Annotated in this window: 13 protein-coding genes and 1 tRNA gene; 7 read left to right on the top strand and 7 right to left on the bottom strand. The window is 73.9% G+C overall.

Going from position 1 to position 24,119, the window contains the following annotated elements:
* The first annotated feature begins 27 nt into the window (after positions 1–27).
* Genes ACYVOM_RS18605 through ACYVOM_RS18615 form a run of 3 tightly spaced genes read left to right on the top strand, consistent with a single transcriptional unit; the run spans position 28 to position 6,499 of the window.
* Positions 28–1,170 (top strand): ATP-binding protein, encoded by a 1,143-nt coding sequence (locus ACYVOM_RS18605; protein WP_460304672.1) that lies wholly within the window; start codon positions 28–30, stop codon positions 1,168–1,170.
* Positions 1,167–4,673 carry a DUF5682 family protein gene (locus ACYVOM_RS18610; protein ID WP_460304673.1) on the top strand — a complete coding sequence of 1,169 codons (3,507 nt, stop codon included), beginning with the start codon at positions 1,167–1,169 and terminating at the stop codon, positions 4,671–4,673. The genes ACYVOM_RS18605 and ACYVOM_RS18610 overlap by 4 nt, the downstream gene beginning before the upstream one ends.
* Entirely contained in the window at positions 4,670–6,499 is a 1,830-nt protein-coding gene (locus ACYVOM_RS18615) for a hypothetical protein (protein ID WP_460304674.1), read from the top strand. The genes ACYVOM_RS18610 and ACYVOM_RS18615 overlap by 4 nt, the downstream gene beginning before the upstream one ends.
* 67 nt (positions 6,500–6,566) lie before the next feature.
* On the opposite strand, the gene ACYVOM_RS18620 is transcribed toward ACYVOM_RS18615, so the two are convergent.
* The gene (locus tag ACYVOM_RS18620) at positions 6,567–7,556 is read right to left on the bottom strand and encodes a helix-turn-helix transcriptional regulator (RefSeq protein WP_460304675.1); all 990 of its coding nucleotides are present in this window, start codon (positions 7,554–7,556) and stop codon (positions 6,567–6,569) included.
* Between the two features lie 74 nt (positions 7,557–7,630).
* On the opposite strand from ACYVOM_RS18620, the gene ACYVOM_RS18625 reads away from it, so the two are divergent.
* Together ACYVOM_RS18625 and ACYVOM_RS18630 are read left to right on the top strand one after the other, a co-directional pair.
* Positions 7,631–8,635: an ATP-binding cassette domain-containing protein gene (locus tag ACYVOM_RS18625; RefSeq protein WP_460304865.1), complete on the top strand. Its 1,005-nt coding sequence runs from the start codon at positions 7,631–7,633 to the stop codon at positions 8,633–8,635.
* Between the two features lie 74 nt (positions 8,636–8,709).
* Positions 8,710–9,492 (top strand): ABC transporter permease, encoded by a 783-nt coding sequence (locus ACYVOM_RS18630; RefSeq protein ID WP_460304676.1) that lies wholly within the window; start codon positions 8,710–8,712, stop codon positions 9,490–9,492.
* Between the two features lie 128 nt (positions 9,493–9,620).
* Here ACYVOM_RS18630 and ACYVOM_RS18635 read toward each other — a convergent pair whose 3' ends face one another.
* Together ACYVOM_RS18635 and ACYVOM_RS18640 are read right to left on the bottom strand one after the other, a co-directional pair.
* On the bottom strand, positions 9,621–9,767 hold the full coding sequence (locus ACYVOM_RS18635; RefSeq protein WP_460304677.1) for a DUF397 domain-containing protein: 147 nt from the start codon (positions 9,765–9,767) through the stop codon (positions 9,621–9,623).
* Complete coding sequence (locus tag ACYVOM_RS18640) at positions 9,761–10,615, bottom strand: helix-turn-helix domain-containing protein (RefSeq protein WP_460304678.1); 855 nt, start codon at positions 10,613–10,615, stop codon at positions 9,761–9,763. The genes ACYVOM_RS18635 and ACYVOM_RS18640 overlap by 7 nt, the downstream gene beginning before the upstream one ends.
* 121 nt (positions 10,616–10,736) lie before the next feature.
* Between ACYVOM_RS18640 and ACYVOM_RS18645 the strand changes: the two genes are divergently transcribed.
* A complete protein-coding gene (locus ACYVOM_RS18645) occupies positions 10,737–11,180 on the top strand; it encodes an ATP-binding protein (RefSeq protein WP_460304679.1) in 444 nt (147 codons plus the stop codon).
* 29 nt (positions 11,181–11,209) lie between these two features.
* Here the strand turns inward: ACYVOM_RS18645 and ACYVOM_RS18650 are convergent, their stop codons facing one another.
* The 4 genes from ACYVOM_RS18650 to ACYVOM_RS18665 form a co-directional block, all read right to left on the bottom strand.
* A complete protein-coding gene (locus ACYVOM_RS18650; RefSeq protein ID WP_460304680.1) occupies positions 11,210–12,223 on the bottom strand; it encodes an LLM class flavin-dependent oxidoreductase in 1,014 nt (337 codons plus the stop codon).
* A 168-nt stretch (positions 12,224–12,391) separates the two neighbouring features.
* Positions 12,392–12,468, bottom strand: a tRNA-Lys gene (locus tag ACYVOM_RS18655).
* 81 nt (positions 12,469–12,549) lie between these two features.
* Positions 12,550–13,353 carry an enoyl-CoA hydratase gene (locus ACYVOM_RS18660; protein WP_460304681.1) on the bottom strand — a complete coding sequence of 268 codons (804 nt, stop codon included), beginning with the start codon at positions 13,351–13,353 and terminating at the stop codon, positions 12,550–12,552.
* A gap of 22 nt (positions 13,354–13,375) precedes the next feature.
* On the bottom strand, positions 13,376–22,918 hold the full coding sequence (locus ACYVOM_RS18665; protein WP_460304682.1) for an amino acid adenylation domain-containing protein: 9,543 nt from the start codon (positions 22,916–22,918) through the stop codon (positions 13,376–13,378).
* A gap of 294 nt (positions 22,919–23,212) precedes the next feature.
* On the opposite strand from ACYVOM_RS18665, the gene ACYVOM_RS18670 reads away from it, so the two are divergent.
* Complete coding sequence (locus ACYVOM_RS18670; RefSeq protein ID WP_460304683.1) at positions 23,213–24,103, top strand: alpha/beta hydrolase family protein; 891 nt, start codon at positions 23,213–23,215, stop codon at positions 24,101–24,103.
* The last annotated feature ends 16 nt before the right edge of the window (positions 24,104–24,119 follow it).

Genomic DNA, 24,119 nt, shown 5'->3' on the forward strand with positions numbered 1-24,119 from the left:
CCCTACCCGATTCGAGAGGAACCCCCGATGACGACCCCCGCACCTGCCCGGCAGGTTCTGCCCGCCGAGGAGCGGTACGCCGAGGAGCTCGCTTTCCTCGCCGCCTACGACACCGGTGCGCGGCCGCCCGGCTGGGCCCTGACGCCCCGCGCGGTCGTGACGTTCGTGTGCGGCGCGGACGAGCCGCTGGTGCTCGCCGCGCCGGCGGCCGGGCTGCCCGACAAGCTGGAGATCGCGCCGAAGTTCGTCGGTGAGCGCGCGCTGGTCGAGCGCTGCGTCGTCACCCTCGCCGGAGAACGCGGCCTGCTGCTCGTCGGCGAGCCCGGCACCGCCAAGTCGATGCTGTCGGAGCTGCTGTCGGCCGCGGTCAGCGGCACCAGCGCCCTGACGGTCCAGGGCACCGCGGGCACCACGGAGGACGCCTTCCGCTACGGCTGGAACTACGCGCTCCTCCTCGCGCAGGGGCCGTCCAAGCAGGCCCTCGTGGACTCCCCGGTCCTCACGGCCATGCGCACCGGCCGGGTGGCGCGCATCGAAGAGGTGACGCGCTGCCTTCCCGAGGTGCAGGACGCGCTCGTGTCGATCCTCTCCGACCGCCGGGTGAGCGTGCCCGAGCTGTCCGGCACCGAGGACGGCATCGTCGCGGCGGCGCAGGGCTTCACCGTCATCGGCACCGCCAACCTGCGCGACCGGGGCGTGTCGGAGATGTCGGCCGCGCTCAAGCGCCGGTTCAACTTCGAGACCGTCGCGCCGATCGGCGACCCCGTCGCCGAGACCGCGCTGGTCCGCCGCCAGGCGACCGGCGCCGTCGAACGGGCCGGCGCCGCCTTCGGCGTGGACGCCTCGGTCCTCGACGCGCTCGTCACCGTCTTCCGCGACCTGCGCGCCGGGCGCTCGGCCGAAGGCTGGGACGTGGAGCGGCCCGGCACCGTCATGTCCACGGCCGAGGCGGTCCAGGTCGCGGCGTCCCTGGCGATCGCGGAGGCCTACCTGCCCGCCGGGGACGTCCTCGACCTCCTGCCCGGCCACCTCCTCGGCGTCGTGCGCAAGGACGACCCCGCCGACCACGACAGGCTGCTCGGCTACTGGGACGGCCCCGTCCGCCGCCGCGCCGAAGAGGGCTCGGCCCTGTGGCGCCGCCTGTGGGACCTGCGGGAGACGCTGCGTTGATCGCCGCCGACCCGCGCGCCGCCGTCGCGTCCCTCGCCGACGGCGCCCGCCCCTACCTCTTGGGCGTGCGGCACCACAGCCCCGCCCTCGCCGCGGTGGTCCCCGCGCTCCTGGACGCGGCGGCGCCCGACGTCGTCTGCGTGGAGCTGCCCGCGGACTTCCAGGCCTGGCTGCCCCACCTGGCCGCCCCCGGCACCGTCGCGCCCGTCGCGCTCGCCGGGGCGCGGCCGGGCGGCGGCCTGGGCTTCTACCCGTTCGCGGACTTCTCCCCGGAGCTGGCCGCCCTGCGCTGGGCGCGCGCCCACGACGTCCCCGTCCTGTGCTGCGACCTCCCGCTGGACGACCCGGGCTGGTCGGCCGAAGACGACGGTCCCGCCTCGGACCGCGCCTACGCCGCGGCGCTCCGGGCCTCGGCCACGGGACGCGAGGGCGACGACATGTGGGACCGCTCGGTGGAGGTCCTCGCCCCCGGATGCGCTCCGGAGGAGGTGCGGCGGGCCGCCCTCGCCGTCGGATGGGCGCTGCGCGCCGATGAGGGGGAAGGCGTCTCGGCCGTCAACCTCGCCCGCGAGGCCCACATGCGCGCCGTGCTCCGGCACGCCGCCGCGGGCGGCCGCCGAGCGGTCGCCGTCGTCGGGTCCTTCCACGCGCCTGCTCTCATCGCGGAACGCTGCGCGGAAGACACCGCGACGTACGACCCCGAAAAGGAGATGGCGAAGGAGCCCGGGAAGGACGAGACGGTCACCTCCTTGGTCCCGTACGCGTTCGACCTCCTCGACTCCCGCTCCGGCTACCCCGCGGGCATCCGGGACCCGCGCTGGCAGCAGGCGGTCTTCGAGGCGGGCGGCGACCCCGGCGCGCTGCGCGAGGCCGCGGCCCGCGCCATCACCGACGTCTGCCGCGCGCTGCGCGCCGCGGGCCACACCGCGGGGACCGGCGAGGCCGCCGAGACCCTCCGGGTCGCCGGAGACCTCGCCGCGCTCCGCGGGCTGCCCGCCCCGGGCCGGGGCGAACTCGTCGAGGGCGTCGCCACGGTGCTCGGCCAGGGCGAGACCCTCGGACGCGGCCGCGCCCTCGCCAAGGCGCTGGAGAAGGTCCTCGTCGGCGCCGACCGCGGCCGGACCGCGCCGGGCACCCCGCGCTCGGGCCTCGGCCCGTCCGTCGAGGCCGAGCTGGAGGCGCTGCGCCTGCCCGGACCGCACGAGCCCGAGGCCCGCGAGATGCGGCTCGACCCGCTGCGCTCCGACCTCGACCGGCGGCGTGAGATCCTCCTGCAGCGCCTCGCCGTCTGCGGCGTCGGCTACGGCGGCCCGCTCGACGTCGCCGGCACCGGCGACGCGTCCGCGCTCAGCACCAAGTGGAAGATGAACTGGACGCCGTCCGTGGCGGCCCGCCTCGACCTCGCCGGGGTCAGGGGCGTCACCGCGGCCCAGGCCGCGGCGGGCACCCTCGCGGAGACGCACCGCAGGCAGAGCGCCGAAGGCGGCGCGACGAGCGCCCTCGTCCTGTCCGGACTGGAGGCCGCGGCCCGCTGCGACCTGCCCGACCTCGTCGAGGTCCGGCTCGCCGAGGCCGCCGAGGTGCTTCCGGCCGCCGCGACGCTGCCGGAACTGATCGCCGGCCTGGATCTCACCGAAGGGCTGCGCCGCGGCCATCTCTTCGGCACCACCGAGCCGCTGCGCGACCGCGCCGCGGCCCTGGGCGAGGTTCTGCTGGAGACCGCCGTGCAGGCCCTGCCGGGCCTCGCGGGCGGCGACCGGCCCGAGGACGCCGCGGCGGTGGTGGAACTCGCCGTGCGCGCCGCCGAGCACCGCGTCGGACTGCGCATGCGGGCGGCGCTCGACTTCCTCGCCCGCGAGGGCTCGCCGCTCATGCAGGGCGCGGCCCTCGCCGTCCGGGTCCTGCTGGAGCTGGAGGACGCCGAGGGGCTCGGCGCGCGCGTCGCCGGATGGGTGGACGCGGCGACGAACCGCGACGGCAGGCGCACGCTCGCGCTGCGGCTGCGCGGCCTGCTCACCGCGGCGGGACCGCTGCTGCAGAGCGCGGCCGCGGCTCTCGACCCGCTGCTCGACCGGGTCGAGGGGCTGCCCGACCGGGCCTTCCTGGACCGGCTGCCCGCCCTGCGCGGCGGCTTCGAGGCGCTGTCGCCCGCCGCGCGCGGAAGGCTGCTCGACACCGTCACCGAACGGCTGGGCGAACGCGTCTCCACCGACCTCACCGCGCCCGCCGAGCTGCTCGCCCAGTGGACGGCCGCCGACGTGACGGCCATGGCCGCCCTCCACGCGATCGGCCTCGCCCCGCAGGAGACGGCCCCCGTGCCGGACGCGACGGAGACCGCGCAGGAGGAGGCCCCGGAGGCGAAGGCGCCCGAGCCGGTCCAAGGCATCACGCCCGCGGACCGGTGGAGGCTGCTTCTCGGAAGGCAGCGCGACAAGCTCGACGACGACCTCCGCCGGCACGCGAGCGCGCTGGACGAGCTCTACGGCGCGGGCAAGGGCGAGGGCGCGTCCGACTTCGGTGCGGGCGGCGACGGCCTGGGCGCGGGCCAGGAGGAATCCTTCCCGACCGCGCGCGAGTGGGCCGACGAGCTGGAGGCCCTGTTCGGCGCGGACGTCCGCGAAGAGGTGCTCGCCGAAGCCGCCGACGCGGGCCGCACCGACGTGCTCGCCCAGCTCGACCCCGCGGCGGTGCGCCCGTCCGTCGAGCTGCTGACGACGGTGCTGAACCTCGCCGGGGGCATGCCCGAGCAGCAGGTCGCGAAGCTGCGCCCCCTGGTGCGCAGGCTCGTCGACGAGCTCGCCAAGGAGATGGCGACGACGCTGCGGCCCGCCCTCACCGGCCTGGCGAGCCCCCGTCCCACCCACCGCCCGGGGGGCCCGCTCGACCTGCCGCGGACCCTGCGCGCCAACCTCCAGCACACCCAGACCCTCGACGACGGCAGGACCATCGTCGTCCCGGAGAAGCCGGTGTTCGCCACGCGGTCCCGGATCGCCTCCGACTGGCGGCTCATCCTCGTCGTCGACGTGTCGGGGTCGATGGAGGCGTCGGTCATCTGGTCGGCCCTCACCGCCGCGGTGCTGGGCGGGGTCAAGACCCTTTCGACGCACTTCCTGGCGTTCTCCACGAGCGTCATCGACCTCACCGACAAGGTCGAGGACCCGCTGTCGCTGCTGCTGGAGGTGAGGGTCGGCGGCGGCACCAGCATCGCCAAGGGCCTCGCGCACGCCCGGAGCCTCGTCACCGTGCCGAGCCGGACCCTGGTCGTCACCGTCAGCGACTTCGAGGAAGGCGGTCCGCTCGGCCACCTCCTCGGCGAGGTGCGCGCGCTGACGTCGGCGGGCGTGCACCTGCTCGGCTGCGCCGCCCTCGACGACCACGGCAAACCGCGCTACTCCCTGCCCGTCGCCCGGCAGCTCGCCGCGGCGGGGATGCCCGTGGCCGCCCTCAGCCCCCTCGCGCTGGCCCGCTGGGTCGGCGAACGCCTTCGCGGAGAGACCCGATGACCGAGATCCCGCTTCCGCCCGCAGCCCCCGGCGTCGTCGCCGAAGCCGTCGAGGCGCTGACGACGCGGCTGCGCAAGAAACTCGACGCGGCCGTGGCGCAGTACGGGGAAGCGCCCAGGACGTCCGACGAAGACGGCGCCATACGGATCGTCTGCGGTGAGGACACGGTCGTCACCCTTGCGCCGGGCCCGTCCGGCGTCATCGGGGACGCGGCCTCCGCGGCGTGCTCCTGCCTGCTGGCTCCCCGCTGCCTGCACCGTGCCGCCGTCCTCAGCCTCTGCCCGGTCGGTGAGGCCGCGGAGGCGACGGCTCCGGACGGGGCGCAGGACACCGCCGGCAAGGAAGCGGCCGAAGACGGCTCGGGAACTCCGGCGGAGGCCGGCACCGCGCCCGCGCCGCCGTCTCCGAAGCAGGTCCGCGCCGCGCAGGACCTCTACCGGGCCGCGTCGGCGATCCTCGCCGCGGGGGTGCCCGCCGCCGGCGCCGTCCAGCAGGCCGAGTTGCTGCGCGCCGCGCACACCGCCCGCGTCGCCGGGCTGCACCGGGCGGAGGCCGCCGCGCTGCGCGTCGTGCGCGGGCTGCGCTCGGCCCGCGCCCGCTACGACGGGCACCGGCTCGGCGACCTCACCACGGCGCTGCGCGAACTGCTGCTGACCAGCCGCCTCCTCGCCGCCGCGCACCCCGACCCGGCGCTCGTCGGCACCGCACGCCGGGCCTACAAGCCAGGCGGGAGCCTGCGGCTGCACGGCGTCTTCCGCGAGCCGGTGATCAGCGCGACCGGCTACGGCGGCGTCGTCACCCACCTCATCGGACCGGACGGCGCCTGGTACGACCTCGGCGACGTGCGCCCCGGCGGCGCGGCCCGCGCGCGCGGCGCGGGCAGAGCGGCGGTCGGGCTCGCGGGCGGGGTCCTCGACCACGCCATGCTCGCCCGCACCGGCGTCCTCGTCACCGGCGCGACGGTCTCGCACGACGGCCGCCTCGGCACCGGCAAGGGCGTGCGGGCCACCGAGGTGCAGGGCGACGGCTGGGCGGCGCCCGGCCTGTTCGGCAGGCCGCTGGCCGAACTCGTCGCCGAGCGGCTCGGCGGGTCCGGCGCCGCCGCCGATCCCGAGGACGCCGAACGGCGCGCCCGGACCCCCCTCGGCTGCGACGTGGTGATCCTCGGCCCGCAGGGCGACCACATCCTCGCCCGGGAGGAACTGCCGGACGGGACCCCGGGGACCGTCGTGCGGCTCCTGCCCGCGCTGCGCCACCCCGACCTCGGCCATCTGGAGAACCTGCGCAGGATCGGCGCCCGTCCCGGCCTGCGGCTGCGCGTCGTCGCGCGGATCGAGCCGGGCCGCGCCGCGGCCCTCGTCCCCCTCGCGGTGGCCCCCGCGCCGTCCGGCGAGGCGACGCTGCGGCTGCCGAAGGAGTGGGGCGGCCACGCCGACCTCGGCTACGACATGCTCCAGGGCGTGCACTTCCCGGACGAGCTGTCCGAGCCGCCCTACGGCTTCGCGGCCGCGGACCCCTTGGCCGACTCGCCTCTGTGGCGCATACGCCGTCTCGTGGAACTCGCCGTCTCCGGCGGGCGCAGGGCGACCGCGCAGTCCCTGCGCGGAGACGCCGACCCCGTCCGCCTGCGCCATACGGGCTTCCCCAACGCCGCGGCCCTGGCCGCGGCGCTCACCGCCGAAGCCGACCGCCGGCCCCGCGACCCCTTCGGCCGCCTCACCGACCCCGACCCGGCCCCCTTCGCCGAAGCATGGCTCGCCTCCGCCCTCCACCTCCACGAAGCAGAACGCTCCCTCATCCGCTCGGCCTGGACCCCGCCCGACTGACCCGCCCCCGCGTGCCCGCCCCGCCCCGGGGCGGGCACGCGCTCCGGGCCGCGGCGGCCCGGAGCCGTCAGCGTTCGGAAAGGTCCAGGCGGGCCAGGGAGGCTTCGGCGGCGGCGAGCATGCGGGCGGCGTGCTCGCGGAGGAACTCCAGATAGGCGCGGTCGGCCTTGACCTCGTAGGAGACGCCCTCGGGGATCCAGACGAGTGACGTCGTCATCTCGGGGTGGCCGTCGCCTCCGAACGGCCAGGACGTGCGCGCGCCGTCCACCGCCTCGGCGTGCTGCGCCCAGGGGCCGAAGTAGGCGCGGGCCTCGTCGAGCGGCAGGTCGAGGATCGCGCTCGCGGTGTGCGTGACCTTCCGGTCGGAGGCGGCGAGCACGAACTCGGCGGCGGCCTCCTCCGACAGCTCCCGCGGCTCCGCCCGCACCCCCGTGGCCAGCAGCTCCGAGACCCGGTCGACCCGGAAGGTGCGCCAGGCCTCGCGGCGCAGGTCCCAAGCGATGAGGAACCATTTGCGGTCGCCCGACACCAGCGAGTGCGGCTCGACGTGCCGGCGGGTCTCGGCGCCGTTCGCCGCCGTGTAGGCGAACCGCACGCGCTCGTGGTCTCGGCAGGCCAGCGCGAGCGCGCCGAGCAGCTCCGACGGCACCGGACCGCTTCGCGGGGCGCGCGGCTCGATCGACCGGCCGAGCGCGTTCACCCGCTCGCGCAGCGCGGGCGGCAACACCTGCTCGAACTTCGCCAGCGCGCTCAGCGCGGTGCTCTCCCCGTCGGCGATCCCCGTCGCCGCGGCGATCCGCAGGCCGACGGCGACCGTCACCGCCTCGCCGTCGGTGAGCAGCAGCGGCGGCATCCGGGTGCCCGCGGCGAGCCGGTAGCCGCCGCCGACGCCCGGGGTCGACTCGATCTCGTAGCCCAGTTCGCGCAGCGCGTCGACGCGGCGGCGCACCGACCGGGTGGTGATCCCCAGCCGATCGGCGAGCTCCTCACCCGGCCACCAGCGGTGCGCCTGCAGCAAAGTGAGGAGGCTCAGTGTCCTTGCGGTGCTCTCGCCCATGCCGCCGAGATTAGGCGGAGACGCGGACATGAAGCGTCCGCGTTTCTTCCTACCTTGGCCGCATGGACACACCGATCATCACGGCGCGGGGGCTGGCCAAGACCTTCACGGTGGCGCGCGCCCCCGTCACCGCAGTCGCCGGGCTCGACCTCGACGTCGCCGAAGGGGAGCTGCTGGCGTTCCTCGGCCCCAACGGGGCGGGCAAATCCACCACGATCAAGATGTTGACCACGCTGCTGCCCGCCACGTCCGGCACCGCCAGGGTCGCCGGGCACGACGTCGCCGCCGAGCGCGCCGCGGTGCGCCGCGCGATCGGCTACGTAGGGCAGGGCGACAGCGCGGGCCACAACCAGCGGGTCCGCGACGAGCTGCTCAGCCAGGGCGCGTTCTACGGCCTCGGCCGCAAGGAGGCGGTCCGCCGCGCCGACGAGCTGATCGACTCGCTCGACCTCGGCGCCCTGGTCGGAAGGACCGTGTCGGGGCTGAGCGGCGGCCAGAAACGCCGCCTCGACATCGCCCTCGGCCTCATCCACCGGCCGCGCGTCCTCTTCCTGGACGAGCCGTCGACCGGCCTCGACCCGCAGAGCCGCGCCAACCTCTGGGCGCACATCCTCGACCTGCGCCGCACCCACGGGACCACGGTCTTCCTCACCACCCACTACCTGGAGGAGGCCGACCAGTACGCCGAACGCGTCCTGGTGATGGACCACGGCAGGGTCATCGCCGACGACACCGCCGACCGCCTCAAAGCCGACCTCGCCGGCGACACCCTCACCCTCGGCTTCGCCGACCCCGCCGAGACCGAGCCGGCCGTCGCCGTCGTCGCGGGACGCACCGGCCGGGCCCCCGAACGGCTGGACGCGCGGACCCTCCGCGTCACCGTCGACTCCGGTCCGGCGCTCGTCCCGGAGCTGATCCGCGCCCTCGACGCGGCGGGCGCGCCGCCGCACCGGGCGTCGCTGCGGGAGCCGACCCTCGACGACGTCTTCCTCGCCCTCACCGGCCGCACCCTCCGCGATACCGGAGACACCTCCGCGCCGTCGGAGGAGGCCCGTTCCGAGCCCGTCCCCGCCTCATGACCGAGCCCGTGCTCCGCGCCTCCCCGTCCCCCGTTCCCGCGCCGCTCCGGCGCGTCCGGTCCTGAAGGAGAACCATGTCCGTCGCCTCCACCGCGGTCCTGCGGGAACGGCCCCTCGCCGACACCTGGAACGTGTTCGTGCGGGAGATGCGCCCCGTGCTGCGCGACCCGTTCTCGCTGATCTTCAGCCTGCTCCAGCCGCTGGTCTTCCTGGGCCTGTTCGGCCCGCTCCTCATCGGGACCTCGGGCGGTCCGGCCGCCGACACCCTCGTCTGGTTCGTGCCCGGCATCATGGTGATGACCGTGCTGTTCGGTGCGGGCTCCACCGGCGCGAACCTGCTGTTCGAGGCGCAGACGGGGGCGCACGAGCGCACCCTGGTGGCCCCGGTCTCCCGGTCGGCGCTCCTGGTGGGCCGCGCCCTGAAGGAGATCGCCCCGATCATCGCCCAGTCGGCCCTGATCGTCGCCGTCACCCTGCCGTTCGGGTACCGCGCCGACCCGTTCGGGCTGCTCGCGGGGTTCGTCCTGCTCGCCCTGTTCGGCGTCGGCCTCGGCGCCCTCAGCTACACCCTCGCCCTGGCCAGCCGCAAGAAGGACTGGATGTTCTGGGCCGTCCAGCAGTCCCTCATCTTCCCCCTGATGATCCTTTCGGGGATGCTCCTCCCGCTGGACGACGGCCCCGCCTGGATGCGCGCCGCCGCCTCCGTCAACCCCATCAGCCACATCGTCTCGGCCGAACGGGCGCTCCTGGCGGGCGACGTCCTCACGGACACCGCCCTCTACGGCTTCACCGGGGCCCTCGCCCTGGCCGCTTTGGGCCTCGCCGTGGGCATCCGCGCCATGCGCCGCCAGTCCTGACGCCCGCCGCCGGCCCAGAGGCGTTTACCAGTGAGCCGGGGAGGTGCACAAGAAGCGCGCCGACCGTGCTGTTTCGTATCGGGAGGGGCCTTGCCGTGTCGCGGTCGAGGCCCCTCTCGGCACACCGGTCAGGCCCGGCGCTTGACCTCGCGAAGGAGCCCTTTGAAGGCGCGCTTCCCGAGGGCCAGATGGCCTGACGACGGGTGCTTGGAGTCCCGGACGCCGATGGAGTCCGGGAGCCGGGCGAGTTCGACGCAGGCGTTGTCGTTCACCATTCCGCTATAGGAGCTTTTCCGCCACTCTGTACGCATCGGTACCACTCCAGCTTCCGCTCGATGAGGGCGCAGGTGTCACGTTCGGACAGCGCCTTTTGGCTGATCCGCTCGTAATCTATGACAACCTCCCGGACTTCGGCAGGGCTCTCGATGAGGCGTCCTCCACGGTAGGCACCTGCATAGGCGATGTCTCGGCCTTCCATGCTGATGATCCGGAAAGCGCCGTCGGTGCCCAGGTGCGCACCCGCTGATTTGGGGATGACGCGGGTGCAGACGTTGGCCCTTTCGGCGAGGCACAGCAGGTATTCGAGCTGGGTGATCAGGGTGCTGACGCCCCCTACCTCCAGTTCGAGTGCGGCTTCGTCCAGGAGAGCCCAAACATAGGGCGGGTCGGCACGTTCGAGGATGAGGTCCCTGCGCAGGATTCGGGACTTCAGTTCGATCTCGCGGTCGCCCAGGCTGTGCTCCGCGACCAGGCTCCTGGTGTAGAGGTCGGTCTGCAACGGCATCGGGATGCCTTGCCCGGCGTAGACGCGGACGATGCGGGACTCGACTTCGTACTGGGTGTACTGGCGGAACCAGTCGGGGTCGTGGCCGAGGCGGGCGAAGTAGAGCACCAGTTCCAGGGTGCGGCCGGTGCCGTAGCGGGCGTCGAGGATCTTGACCTGGTCCTCGTTGATGCGGGCGCGGCCCGCCTCGATGTTGCAGACGGTGCTGCGGGCGGCGTGGATGAGCCGGCCGACCTGGGTGAGGCTGAGGCCGTGGCGCTCCCGCTGGGCGCGCAGTTCGTAGGCGAGCCAGGACCACAGGGAGTCCTCGGGGTCGAGGGGCGCTCGGACGACGGGCACGGCACCTCCGCTGTTTCGAATCGGCGCTTGTCCGGCTTCAACATAATCCTTTGCCGCCATTGTCGAGGGTGTTCAGGCCGAGAAATCCACCGCCGGTGGAAAAGTCACCCGAAGGGGCCCGATGATTCACGCCACCTCCTCTGAGCTGCGCATGGAGCTGCCCGCGTCGCCCGCCGCGAGCGGCCTGGCCCGCACTCTCGTCGAACAGCGCCTCATCAAATGGGACATTCTCGACATCCGCGGTGATGTGCTGCTCGTGGTCACGGAATTCGTGACCAATGCCTGCGCCGAGACCCCCTTCAAGGCGATCGTGGTCCGCCTCGTCCGGGAACCGGGATCCCTCCTCGTCGAGGTCTGGGACGGCGGCGCGGGCCGGCCGCGCCGCCGCGACCGCGCCCCGCTCACCCTGGACGCACTCGACGCCGTCGCCGACGAGGCCCACTGGGACCACGGCGGCGGCTGGGGCCTCCCCCTGGTCCAAGCCCTCAGCACCGCCTGCGGCACCCGCGAAGACCCCGGCGGCGGAAAATGGGTCTGGGCGACCCTCGCCATCCCGGCGTCCTGACCCGCGCCCGGCCGACCGGGCGCGCGCCGTCAGGGCTGTGGGGACCAGCCGAGGGCTGGGGCCAGGCGTTCGGCGGTGTCGGTGAGGATCTGGACGTAGTCCTCGTGGGCGAAGGTGAAGGGGAGGGCGAAGGCGACCTCCTCCACCTCGGCGAAGGCGGGGTCGGCGGCGAGGCGGTCGGCGATCTCGGTGGAGGAACCCACGAGGTCGGGGGCGAACATCATCCGGGCCGGGCCTTGGGGTGCGCGGGTGCGGGGGGTGCGGGCCTCGGCGTAGGCGGCGTACTTGGCGCGCTGCTCCGGTGTCGCGGAGTCGGTGGGGATCACCACGAGGCCCTGGGAGACCCGCGCGGACTCCCCGGCCGGGTGCGCGGCGCGGAAGGCGCGGATGTGGGAGAGCTGGATCTCCTGGAAGTCCTCGGACTCCTCGGCCCGCACGACACTGCTCGTGAGGAGGTTCATGCGGTTCTCGCCCGCCCAGCGGGCCGAGCGCAGGCTGCCGCCGCCGTACCAGAGGCGGGAGGCCAGGCCGGGGGAGTGCGGCTGGACGCGGTCGGCGAAGACCTCGAAGCCCACGGTCCCGGCGGTCCCCAGCGGGCGCTCCCCGCGGACGAGGTCGAGCAGGCGGCTCACCCGGCCGTACCCGAAGTCCTCGGCCTCCGCGGTGTCCGGGTAGAGCGCTTCCTTGACGGAGTCCCACCGCATCGGCGGCCCGACGCTGACGCCGGGGTTCAGCCGTCCCCCGGACAGCACGTCGACGGTCGCGAGGTCCTCGGCGAGCCGCAGCGGGTTCTCCCAGCCGAGGGGGATCACCGCGGTGCCGAGTTCGATCCGGCTGGTCCGCTGGGACGCCGCCGCGAGCACCGCCACCGGCGAGGAGATCCCGTACTGCAGGTGCCGGTGCCGCACCCACGCGGTGTCGAACCCGAGCCGTTCGCCCAGCTCGATGATCTCCAGTGTCGTCTCGTGCCCCCGCGCGGGATCGCTCCCGTCGAACAGCCCGATCGTCAAGAACCCCAGCTTCCGCAGCTTGCGCCCGCTCATCGCCCTGCCTCCCGCCCCGCGACGTCCGCGGCGGACCCCGAGATCCGCCCTGATCACGAGTCTGCCACCGCGGCCCGCCGGAAGCCTTCCAGCCCTGTGGACAACCCACCAGATGGCAAAGGACGGGAAAAGCGAAGAGCCCGTTCCGGGGAGGAACGGGCTCTTCGGTGGTGCGCCGCCAGGGACTCGAACCCCGGACCCGCTGATTAAGAGTCAGCTGCTCTAACCAACTGAGCTAGCGGCGCGGGTCGTCTCGCGGTGTCCCGCTCGACGTGGAGAACATTACCAGGAGGTGGGGAGGTGCGCGAATCGATAAGGGCGGGGCCCTAGTCGTCGAAGACGGGCGGGCGGGACTCGCGACGGGCGCGGACCGCCTCGTCGAAGTTGCGGGTGGTGAGGCGGACGAGGAGCTGGGCGTAGGTCTCCTGCTCCATGTGGGACTGGAGGCTCGCGGCGTCCAGCGAGGACCAGAGCAGGCGCTTGGTCATCTCGGTGCCGACCCGGCTGTAGGACGCCATCCGTTCGGCGAGGTCCTCGGCGGCGGTGAGGAGGTCGTCCCCCGGGACGGTCCGGGAGACGAGTCCGATCCTTTCGGCCTCGTCCGCCTCGACGTCGCGCCCGGACAGCATGATCTCGAAGGCCCGGGAGGATCCGACGGCCCGGGGCAGCAGGTAGGACAGGCCGAGTTCGGCGGCGGTGAGGCCGTTGGTGATGCCGGCCGCGCGGAAGACCGCGCTGTCGGCGGCGAGCCGCACGTCCGCCGCCATCGCCAGGCAGAAGCCACCGCCGATGGCGGGCCCGTTCACCGCGGCGATGACGGGCTGGTGCGCCTGGCGCAGGGCGAGGACCACCCGGTCGAGCACCTCCATCGCGCGCCGCGCGATCGAGGGCAGGGTGAGCCCGTCGATGCCCGGGGGCACGCCGGCGTCGGTGAGGTCGGCGCCGGAGCAGAAGCCCTCGCCCGCCCCGGTCAGCACGATCGCCCGGACGTCGTTGTCGGCGGACGCCCTCTCGATCTCGTCCCGTAGCGGGACCATGACGTCGAAGGCCATCGCGTTCATGCGCTCGGGGCGGTTGAGCGTGATCCGCGCGATCCCCTTGCGGGGCCTGTCCACCAGTACGTAGCTCACACCCGGAAATCTAGAACACGTTCTACCTATTGCGCCAGGCCGACTGAAGGGCGTCGATCTCCCTCTGGTCGAGGTCCACGAGGAGGTCCGAAGCGGTGAACCCTCCGGCGTCGCCCTTGCGGACGTGCTCCACCAGCCCGTGCAGGGCCGTCGAGAGGTCGTCGGCGAGGGCGCGGACATCGGAGGCGGCCAAGACGTCCTGCGGCCACGTCAGCGTGACGCGGAGCACGGGCCCGTTCGGGCGGTCCTCCGTCACCGCGTTGATCTCCAGGACGTGCGCCACGGCCATCCCGGGGTCCTCCCCGGGCGGCAGCTCCTCCGGCGCGGGGCTCCAGTCGTCCTCCGACGACGCGACGCGGCCGAGGTAGTTGAACACGATCTGCGGCCGGGGCAGGTCGCGCAGCTCCTCGGCGGTCTCTTCGTTGAGGTACCTGAGCAGACCGAAGCCGATGCCGTTGTCGGGGACCTTGCGCAGCTGCTCCTTGACGGCCTTGAGCGCGCGCCCGGCGGCGGCCCCGCCCGTCGCGACGTCCTGCCAGTCGGCCGCGCCCGGGTCGAGGCGCACGGGGTACAGGCTGGTGAACCACCCGACCGTCCGGGAGAGGTCGACGCCGGGGAGGATCTCCTCGCGGCCGTGGCCCTCCAGGTCGAGCAGGACTCCGGTGCCCCTGCCCCCGCGCGTCCTGCGCCAGTGGCCGACGGCGAGGGACAGCCCGGTGAGCAGGACGTCGTCGGGCCCCGCGTGGAAGGCCGTCGTGACCTCCGCGAGCAGCGGCCCCGTGGTGTCGGCGCCGATCTCGACCGTGTGCCGCAGCGTGGACGCGGCGGTGTCCTTGACGGGGTCGAGCGCGCGGGCGCCGAGGCGGGGGTTGGGCCCTTCGACGAGGTCGAGCCAGGTGTCGAGTTCTGCGGTCCGGACCGGTTCCGCGGCCTCCGCGGTGAGCTTGCCCGCCCAGCGTCGGAACGAGGTCGGCACCGGGGCGAGGGGCGCGTCGGAGACCAGCGCGGTGACCAGGTCGGGCAGCAGGACGCGCCAGGAGACGCCGTCGACGGCCAGGTGGTGTCCCATCACCAGGAGCCTGCCCTGCGCGTCCCCCGCGTCGAACCAGACGGCCTGGACGAGGACTCCCCGCTCCGGGTCGAGGCGGGACGCCGCCGCGAGGGCCTCGGCCTCCAGGGCGCCGAGCCCGGCGACGCGGCGGACGAGGGGGGCGGCGTCCACGGCGCCCGGCGGGGCGACGACGAGGCGGCCGTCCTCCAGGCGCGCGCGCAGCATGTCGTGGTGGTCGAGGACAGCGCGCAGGGCGTGGACCAGTCTTGCCTCGTCGAGGCCGGGAGGCACCCTGAGCAGCACGGACTGCTGGAAGGAGGTGATGTCGCCTCCGCGCTCCAGCAGCCACGCGGTGATCGGGGTGGGCGGGACGGCGCCGAGCCCCGCGCCGGGCTCCTCCGGCTCGACCGCGTCGCCGGCCCCCGCGGGACGGGCCGCGGCGGCGAGCGCGGCGACGGTGCGGAGCTGGAAGACCTCGCGGGCGGTGACGACGAGTCCGGCCTGGCGGGCCCGCGCGACGAGCTGGATCGCGACGATCGAGTCGCCGCCGAGATCGAAGAACGCGTCGTCCGCGCCGACCCCGGACACGCCGAGCACTTCGGCGAACAGCGCGGCCATCGTCTCCTCCGCCTCGCCCTGCGGGGTCCGTCCTGCGACGCGTTCGGGGGCCGAAGGCTCCGGGAGCGCTGCGCGGTCGAGTTTGCCGTTGGAGGTGAGTGGCAGCCTTTCGAGGACGTGGAACAGTGCGGGGACCATGTGCGAAGGCAGGGTCTCGCCCAAGGCGGCCCGCAACCGGGCGGCGTCCAGCGGCTCGCCTTCGGGATCGGCCGGGACGGGATAGGCGACGAGCCTGCTGTCCCGTGCCACCACTGCCGCGTCGGCGACCTCGGGAAGGGCGGTGAGGGCGGCTTCGATCTCGCCGAGTTCGATGCGGAAGCCGCGGATCTTCACCTGGTGGTCGGCGCGGCCCAGGTAGTCGAGGGAGCCGTCGGGCAGGTGCCGGGCGAGGTCGCCGGACCGGTACATCCGGCCGCCGGGCGGCCCGTACGGGTCGGCGACGAACCGCTCAGCGCTCAGCGCGGGCCGGTTCAGGTACCCGCGGGCCAGGCCGGGCCCCGCGACGTACAGCTCGCCGACGACCCCGGGCGGCACGGGGCGCAGCCGCGCGTCGAGCACGTAGGTGCGCAGGTCGGGAATGCCGACGCCGATGACGGAGCCGGGCGCGGTCGCGCAGGTGAGCGGGTCGAGGGCGGCGTAGGAGACGTGCACGGTCGTCTCGGTGATGCCGTACATGTTGACCAGTAGGGCGTCCCGGCCATGGGCGTACCAATCCGCGAGGCGCTTGAGCTCCAGCGCCTCCCCGCCGAAGACGACGTACCGCAGGGGGAGCGGACGGCCGTCGTCGGAGGCCATGAGCTGGTAGAACGCCGAAGGCGTCTGGTTGAGGACGGTGACGCGCTCGCGGTCCAGAAGGCCGAGGAACTCCTCGGGGCTCCGGGAGACCGCGTAAGGCACGACGACGAGGCGGCCACCGTACAGCAGCGCTCCCCACAGCTCCCAGACGGAGAAGTCGAACGCCGTCGAGTGGAACAGCGTCCAGACGTCGTCGGGGCCGAACGAGAACCACTGCTCGGTCTCGGACATGAGCCGCAGCACGTTGCCGTGCGGGACGACCACGCCCTTCGGCAGCCCGGTCGAACCCGAGGTGTAGATCACGTACGCGGGGTACCGGGGATCGACGGCGATGCCCGGGTCGGTGTCCGGGAACCCTTCGGCGTCGGCCAGGACGGACTGGTCGACGGTGAGCACGGGCGCGCTGTCGGCGACGGTGTAGGCGATCCGCTCGGCCGGGTAGTCGGGGTCGATCGGCACGTAGGCGGCGCCGGACTTGAGCACGCCGAGGACCGCGGCCACCAGGTCGGCGGACCTGGGCAGCGAGACCGCGACGAACCGTTCGGGCCCGGCACCGCGCTCGACGAGCAGCCGCGCCAGCCGGTTCGCGCGCCGGTTCAGCTCGCCGTAGGAGACGTGTTCGTCCTCGTAGGACACCGCGACGGCTTCGGGGGTCTGCGCCGCCCAGCCCTCGAACACCTCGACGATCGACCGGGAGCCCGCCGGCGGGAACGTCGGCCCGGACCAGAGCCCGGGGCCTCGTGCGGCACGGTCGGCCGGGACGGCGAGGGCGGCGCCTTCCTCGCCGGGGAACGGCACCGGAGGCGGCGTCTCCTCCAGGTCGCCCCGCGCCCAGAAGTTCAGGATGACGTCCTCTTCCCGCCGCGTGAGCAGGGAGTGGGAGGCGATGGGCGCGTCCGGCGCGTCCAGAAGGGCTTCGAGGAGAAGGGCGAAGCGCGCGGCGAAGGCGCGCGCGGTGGCCGGGTCGTAGAGGTCCAGCGCGTATTCGAGCTCGCAGGACAGTTCGCCGGGCTCCCCGTCGGGGGCGAAGGTCTCGCTGAGGACCAGCAGCAGGTCGAAGCGGGCGACGGCGGCGTGCAGCGGCTCGACCCGCGCGCTGAACCCGTCGAGGTCGAGGCGCGCCTCGGGGTTGTTCTGGAAGGTGAGGCCGTGCTGGAAGAGCGGGTGGCGGCCGAGGTGCCGGGGCGGGTTGAGCGCCTCGACGATCCGCTCGAAGGGCAGGTCCTGGTGGGCGTAGGCGGCGAGGTCGGTCTCGCGGACGCGGGCGAGGAGCTCCCGGAACGTCGGGTCGCCGGACGTGTCCGTGCGCAGCACCAGCATGTTGACGAACATGCCGATCAGGTCGTCGAGGGCGGCGTCGGTGCGGCCCGCCACGGGGGAGCCGACGGGGATGTCGGTGGCTCCGCTCAGCCGCGACAGCAGCGCGGCGAAAGCGGCGCGCGCCACCATGAACTCCGAGGTGCGCGTCTCCCGGGCGAAGCGCGAGAGCGCGGCGTGCAGGCGTGCCGGAAGGGCGAACCGCAGGGTGCCGCCCCGATAGGACGCCTGCTCCGGGCGCGGCCTGTCGGCGGGAAGGGGCAGCTCCTCAGGAAGCCCGGCCAAGGCCTCGGTCCAATAGGCGAGCTGCCTTGTGGCCAGGCCGGCGGGGTCGTCCTCGGCACCGAACAGTTCCTGCTGCCACAGCGTGTAGTCGGCGTACTGGACGGGCAGCGGCTTCCACCCGGGCGCCGCGCCCCCGGCCCGGGCCGCGTAGGCGGCGATGACGTCGCGGGCCAGCGGCGCGAGGGACCAGCCGTCGCCCGCGATGTGGTGCAGGACCAGCAGCGCGACGTGTTCGGTCGGGGAGATCCGGAACAGGTGGGCGCGCAGCGGAGGTTCGGCGGCGATGTCGAACCCGCGTCCGGCGGCCTCGGCGAGCAGCGCGGGCAGCGAGGCCTCGGTGGCGTCGGCGACGGCGAGGGCGGGCACCGCGGTGCGCGGGTCGAGGATCTGCTGGCGCGGCACGCCCGCGGTGTCGGGGAAGACGGTGCGCAGCGACTCGTGGCGGGCGACGACGTCGCCGAGCGCCTTGCGCAGCGCCTCGGAGGCGAGCTCTCCGGTGAGGCGCAGCGCGATCGGCAGGTTGTAGGTGGCCGACGGCCCTTCGAACCGGTTGATGAACCACAAGCGCGCTTGCGCGTACGACAGCGGGATCGGAGAGGGCCGCTCCGCGGGGAGCAGCGGAGGCCGGGCGGGCACCGCGTCGGCGAGCAGTCCGGCGAGCCCGGCGATGGTCGGGGTCTCGAACAGCGCGCGGACGGGCAGTTCGACCGCGAGGGCGGTCCGCGCCCGGGCGGTGACCCGCATGGCGAGCAGCGAGTTGCCGCCGAGCGCGAAGAAGTCGTCGTCGACGCCGACGCGGTCGGCGCCGAGCAGTTCGGTGAAGATCTCGGCGAGGATCCGCTCGGGTTCGGTGCGCGGCGCGCGGTACACCGCGGTGGCCAGGGCCGAGGGGTCGGGTTTCGGCAGGTTCTTGACGTCGACCTTGCCGTTCGCGGTCAGCGGCAGCGCGTCGAGGACGGTCAGGGCCGAGGGGACCATCGATTCCGGCAGGTGCTCGCGCACGAACGCCAGCAGTTCGGCGGGGTCGACGACGGCCCCGGGCGCGGGCACCACGTACGCGACGAGCCGCGGGTCGGCCTGCCGGGCGACCCGCCGCCGGACCGCGTCGCGGGCATCGGCCGCGCCGGGCAGGTCGAGGTCCTCGACGCGCACGGACGGATCGGCGGCGACGGCGGCGAGCACGGCGTGCAGCCAGTCGCCGAGCCGTGCCGCCGTGGAGGCGCTGAACAGGTCAGTGGCGTACTCGATCGAGCCGAGCAGGGTCCCGTCCTCGCCCGGCTCGAACTGGATCTCCAGGTCGAACTTGGCGACTCCGGCGTCGACCGGCTCCACCGCGACGGCGAGGCCGTCGACCTCGACACCGGCCGGCGGGTTGTTCTGGAGGGTGAGCATCACCTGGAACAGCGGGTGGCGGGAGAGGGAACGCGCGGGCGCGAGGGACTCGACGAGCCGCTCGAAGGGCAGGTCCTGGTGGGCGTAGGCGGCGAGGTCGGTCTCGCGGACGCGGGCGAGCAGTTCCCGGAACGCCGGGTCTCCGGACGTGTCGGTGCGCAGGACGAGCGTGTTGACGAACACGCCGACGACGTCGTCGAGCGCGGCGTCGGAGCGCCCGGCGATCGGCGAGCCCAAGGGGATGTCGGTGCCCGCGCCCAGGCGGGTGAGCAGAGCGGAGAGCGCGGCCTGCACGACCATGAACAGGCTCGCCTGCGACTCCCGGGCGAGCGCCTGGAGCGCTGAGTGGAGGCCCGCGTCGACGGTGAACCGGTGGGTGCCCCCGGCGTACGAGGCGACGGACGGGCGGGCATGGTCGAGCGGTAGGGGAAGCGTGTCGGGGAGCCCCGCCAAGGCGCGCCGCCAGTAGGCCTCCTGACGTGCGAGCGGGCTTTCGGGGTCCTCCTCGGAGCCGAAGGCGGCCTGCTGCCAGACGGCGTAGTCCCGGTACCGGACGGACGGCTCGTCCCAGCCCGGGGCCGTTCCGGCGGCACGCGCGGTGTAGGCGGCGATGACGTCGGCCGCCAGGGGGGCCATCGACCAGCCGTCGCCTGCGATGTGGTGCAGGACGAGGAGAAGGACATGCTCGGTGGGCGAGACGCGGAAGACCGAGGCGCGCAAGGGGGCCGAAGACTCAAGGTCGAACCCCCGCACGGCCTCCGCCCGCAGGGCCTCCCCGAGCCCTTCCGCGGGTGCCTCGACGATCCGGAACAGGTCGCCGAACGCCGGGTCTCCTTCGCCGCCCGCCTCCCACGGGTGGACGCGCTGCCAAGGCTCGCCGTCCGCCTCGGGGAAGGTCGTGCGCAGCGTCTCGTGCCGCCCGACGACGTCCAGGAGGGCGGTGTACAGGGCGGCGGTGTCCAGCGGGCCGGAAAGGCGCAGCGGGATGGGCATGTTGTAGGTGGCCGCGGGGCCTTCGAGCCGGTTGAGGAACCACAGCCTGCGCTGGGCGTACGACAGCGGCGACAGGTCGGGGTGCTCGACCCGGCGCAGCGGGGGCAGTTCGGCTTCGCGGGAGGCCGCCGCGGCGAGGCCCGCCACCGTCGGGTGCTCGAACAGGTCGCGCACGGACAGCTCGACGTGAAGGGCAGCACGGGCCCGGCCGACGAGCCGGGCCGCGATGAGGGAGTCGCCGCCGAGGGCGAAGAAGTCGTCGTCGGCGCCCACCTCGGGCAGGCCGAGCAGTTCGGCGAAGATGCCGGCGAGGATCTCCTCGCGCGCGGTGCGCGGCGCGCGCGAGACCGCCGCGGCGAAGGCCGGCGCGGGCAGGGCGCGGACGTCGAGTTTGCCGCTGGGCGTCAGCGGCAGCGCGTCCAGGAGCACGAACGCCGCGGGCACCATGTGCTCGGGGAGCTCGGCGGCGAGGAAGCCGCGCAGCGCGGCGGCGGCGGAGTCGGCGTCGCCCTCCCCGGCCGGGACGACGTAGGCGACGAGCCGCTTGACGCCGCCGTCCTCGCGCACGATCACGTGGCCCTGCGCGACCGCGGGGTGCCGCCGCAGGACCGCCTCGATCTCGCCGAGCTCGATCCGGAAACCGCGCACCTTGACCTGGGCGTCGGCCCGGCCGAGGTAGTCCAGCACCCCGTCGGCCCGCCGGACGGCGAGGTCGCCGGTGCGGTACATGCGCGCGCCGGGCGTGAACGGATCGGCGACGAACCGCTCGGCGGTGAGCGCCGCGCGTCCCAGATAGCCTCGGGCGACCCCGGCGCCCGCCACGTACAGCTCACCCGGCACCCCGACGGGCGAGGGTCGCAGCGCGGCGTCCAGGACGTAGTGGCGCGCCCCGCGGACCGGCCGCCCGATCGGCGCGCCCGGCCCGTCGGGCAGCGGCCCCATGGCGGCGACGATCGTGGTCTCCGTGGGGCCGTAGGCGTTGAGCATCCGCCGTCCGGGCGCCCATCGGCCGATCAGCTCGGGCGGGCACGCCTCGCCGCCGACGGCGAGCGCGCGCAGCCCCGGGAGCGGACCCTCCGGGACGGAGGCCAGCACGGACGGGATGAGGAACGCGTGCGTCACCTTGGCGAGGCGGTCGCGCAGTTCCGCGCCGACGTTGACACCGGGGGGAGCCAGCACGAGGGTCGCGCCGGAGGCGAAGGCGAGGAGGATCTCCAGGACCGAGGCGTCGAAGCTCGGCGACGACCCGAAGAAGACCCGGTCCCCGGGAGCGGTGTCGTAGAGCTCCAACTGATGGACGGCCAGCGAGGCCAGTCCTCGGTGCGTGACGAGGACTCCCTTGGGCCGCCCGGTGGACCCCGACGTGTAGATGAGGTAAGCGGTCTCGTCCGGCAGGGCCGCATGGGCGATGGGTTCGGCGGGGGCCGAAGAGACGTCGCCGGGCGACAGCCACTCCCGCTCGGGAAGGCCGGGGACGTCCTCGGGCCGGGCGAGGGCGAGCAGCGGACGGCAGTCGTCGAGCATGTACCGCAGCCGCTCGGCCGGGTACGCCGGGTCGAGGGGCACGTACGCGGCGCCGGTCTTGCCGACGGCGACCATCGCGGTGATGAGCTCGGCCGAGCGCGGCAGCGCCAGCGCGACGAGTTCGCCGGGGCCCGCGCCGCCGGAGCGCAGGCGCCGGGCGAGCCGGTCGGCCGCCGACTCCAGTTCGGCGTAGGTCAGCAGCGCGTCGTCGGTCTCGACGGCGACGGTGCCGGGGTACCGCGCCGCCTGCTCCGCGACGTACGAGGCGAGCGTACGGGGCTCGGCCTCCGGGGGGCCGACGAGCGCCGAAGGCTCCAGCCCTAGGGCGATCCGCCCGTACGGGGTCTCGGGATCCGCCGAGGAGAGGGCCTCAAGGACGCTCATGAAGAAGTCGCGCAGGGCGGCGACTTCGTCACGGGTGTAGAGGGCGGGGTTGCCGTCGAAGTCGACGCGCAGCGCCCCTTCGAAGCCGTCGTAGACGTTGACGGCGAGGTCCTGGGTGGGGCCGAGGGAGAGGACGCGCAGGTCCAGCCGGGTCCCGGGCAGGGTGATCTGCTCGTCGAGGCGCAGGATGTTCACGACGGGCCCGTACAGCGGCCTGGGGTCGGCGGCGAGGCCGAGGTCGCGCCGCAGCTCCTCGTACCGGTACCGCTGGCGGCGCAGCAGCCCGCCCGCGTCGGCGGTGACGGATCTGATGAACTCCCGGGTGGTCAGGGCCGGGTCGATCCGGGTGCGCAGCGGCAGCACGTTGGACATCATCGCCGGGGTCCGCCGTGCGACGGGTGTGGTCCGGGCCGCCACGGGCACGCCGAGGCTGACGTCCTGCGTGCCCGTGACCCGCGCGGTGAAAGCGGCGGCGGCGGCCAGGACGAGCCCGGGGACGTTGGTGCCCAGCGCGCGCGCAGGCCCGGCGAGGTCGGCCTCGACGAGGCCGCCGACCCGGTGGAAGTCGATGGACGGCGCCACGGGGTCGGGCCGTCCGGAGGGGCTCCGTACCTCCGGGGGCTCGGCGAACCTCTGCGACCAGTAGGCGCGGTCGCGTTCGTGCCGGTCGGACGAGGCGTAAGCGATCTCGCCGGCTACCGCGTCGGCGAGCGACCCGAAGTCGATGACGGGCTCTTCGCCGCGCAGGACCGCCGCGTACGCCTCGGTGGCCTGCCGGATGATGATCTGGCCGCCGTACCCGTCGAGGGCGATGTGGTGCGATCTGACGTAGAAGTACGCCCGTCCCGGGCCGAGCGTCAGCAGCGCCATCCGGAAGAGGGGGTCGGTGCCGAGCTGGAGCGGCGCGCGGAGATCGGCCCGCATCCAGTCCTGGGCGGCGGCCTCGGGATCGGAATCCCCCGCGAAATTTACACGGGTCACTGAATTGTCAAGACAATGGCCGACGTCCTGTCGCGGAACCCCCTCGACGGTCTCGATCCGCACATGCAGGGCCTCGATTTCGCTCAGTATCGAAGCGGCGACGGAGCAGAGTGTGTCCGGGTCGAACGCACCGTCCAGGTCGGCGTAAAGGCCGATCTTCAGGGGGAGTTCCGGTGCGAGCTGCTGCGCCGCCCAGATGCTGAACTGCGCCGGCGAGAGGTCCATGAATTCAGGAACCTACAGTGGCCTAAGTCACCTGGCAACCGGGCCAATTGGCGCCTTGCGGCCTGCGCATCCGGCGACAAAATCGCGTGCCGATTCTATCGGGAATTGAGCCGGGCCCGCCCGCCGCCCGCCCGCCGCCCGCCGTACACCGCGTGTTCGGCTCTTGACCCCACACGTATCCATCAGGGAAACTTCGTCTGCATGTGTGGAACGCTGTTCCGCAATGGAAACTCTCCATCTGGAATCTCTCTTCGGAGGAAGCCCGTGCGTCTTGGACGTACCCCCCGCTTTGCCGTGGCCGCCGCACTCGCGGCCGGGCTCCTGTCCACCTTCCAGGCACCCGCGTCCGCGGACCCCGCCGTCGCCCACTACTCCAGCCAGGTCAAGAACGACGGCGCCGACGTCTACTACCCGGCCGGCGCGACCGGTCGCCTGCCCGTCGCGCTGCTCATGCAGGGCGCGCAGGTGCACCGGATGTACTACGCGCAGTACGCCCAGGCGATCGCCGCCTACGGCTTCATCGTCGTGGTGCCCAACCACAAGCGCCTGGTCTTCTTCGACAACGACTACTACCCGTCGCAGAAGATGCCCGCCGAGGCCGTCGACTGGATGAACGCCGAGGACGCGAACACCTCCTCGCCGCTCGCCGGCAAGATCGACACCGACACGCTCGTCCTGCTCGGCCACTCCTTCGGTGGTGCCGCCGCGCTGAACGTCTCCGACGAGACGTGCGGGATCCCGTTCTGCACCACGCTCGGCTACGACCGTCCGGCGGAGGTGAAGGCCGCCGCGCTGTACGGCACCAACAACAAGTCGCCGCTCCTCGGCACCTTCGCCGACATCGACAACGGCATCCCCGTCCAGCTCCTGCAGGGCACGGTCGACGGCGCCGCGCTCCCGGCCGACGCCGAGACCACCTACACCAAGCTGGAGCACGGGCCGAAGCAGATCGTCCGGATCGCCGGCGCCAACCACTACGGCATCACCGACGTGCAGAGCCCGCCCGGGGCGGACGCCGAGGTCTCGACCCAGACCATCTCGCAGGCCGCCAGCATCGCCACCACCGCGCGTTGGGCCGCCCTGTTCCTCAAGGCGCAGCTCGGCGACTCCGCGGCGGCGAGCTACGTGTACCAGACCGGTGACGCGGCGGACGCCGGTGTGACGGTCGCCACGCAGGCCCCCTGACAAATCAGAGTCCTGT

The sequence above is a fragment of the Actinocorallia aurea genome, from assembly GCF_054783995.1.

What these genes read in the sequence shown, in the direction of transcription:
- ACYVOM_RS18605 (WP_460304672.1), top strand. Translation starts at nt 28, where the DNA reads ATGACGACCCCCGCACCTGCCCGGCAGGTTCTGCCCGCCGAGGAGCGG.
- ACYVOM_RS18615 (WP_460304674.1), top strand. Translation starts at nt 4,670, where the DNA reads ATGACCGAGATCCCGCTTCCGCCCGCAGCCCCCGGCGTCGTCGCCGAA.
- ACYVOM_RS18620 (WP_460304675.1), bottom strand. Translation starts at nt 7,556, where the DNA reads ATGGGCGAGAGCACCGCAAGGACACTGAGCCTCCTCACTTTGCTGCAG.
- ACYVOM_RS18630 (WP_460304676.1), top strand. Translation starts at nt 8,710, where the DNA reads ATGTCCGTCGCCTCCACCGCGGTCCTGCGGGAACGGCCCCTCGCCGAC.
- ACYVOM_RS18635 (WP_460304677.1), bottom strand. Translation starts at nt 9,767, where the DNA reads ATGGTGAACGACAACGCCTGCGTCGAACTCGCCCGGCTCCCGGACTCC.
- ACYVOM_RS18645 (WP_460304679.1), top strand. Translation starts at nt 10,737, where the DNA reads ATGATTCACGCCACCTCCTCTGAGCTGCGCATGGAGCTGCCCGCGTCG.
- ACYVOM_RS18650 (WP_460304680.1), bottom strand. Translation starts at nt 12,223, where the DNA reads ATGAGCGGGCGCAAGCTGCGGAAGCTGGGGTTCTTGACGATCGGGCTG.
- ACYVOM_RS18665 (WP_460304682.1), bottom strand. Translation starts at nt 22,918, where the DNA reads ATGGACCTCTCGCCGGCGCAGTTCAGCATCTGGGCGGCGCAGCAGCTC.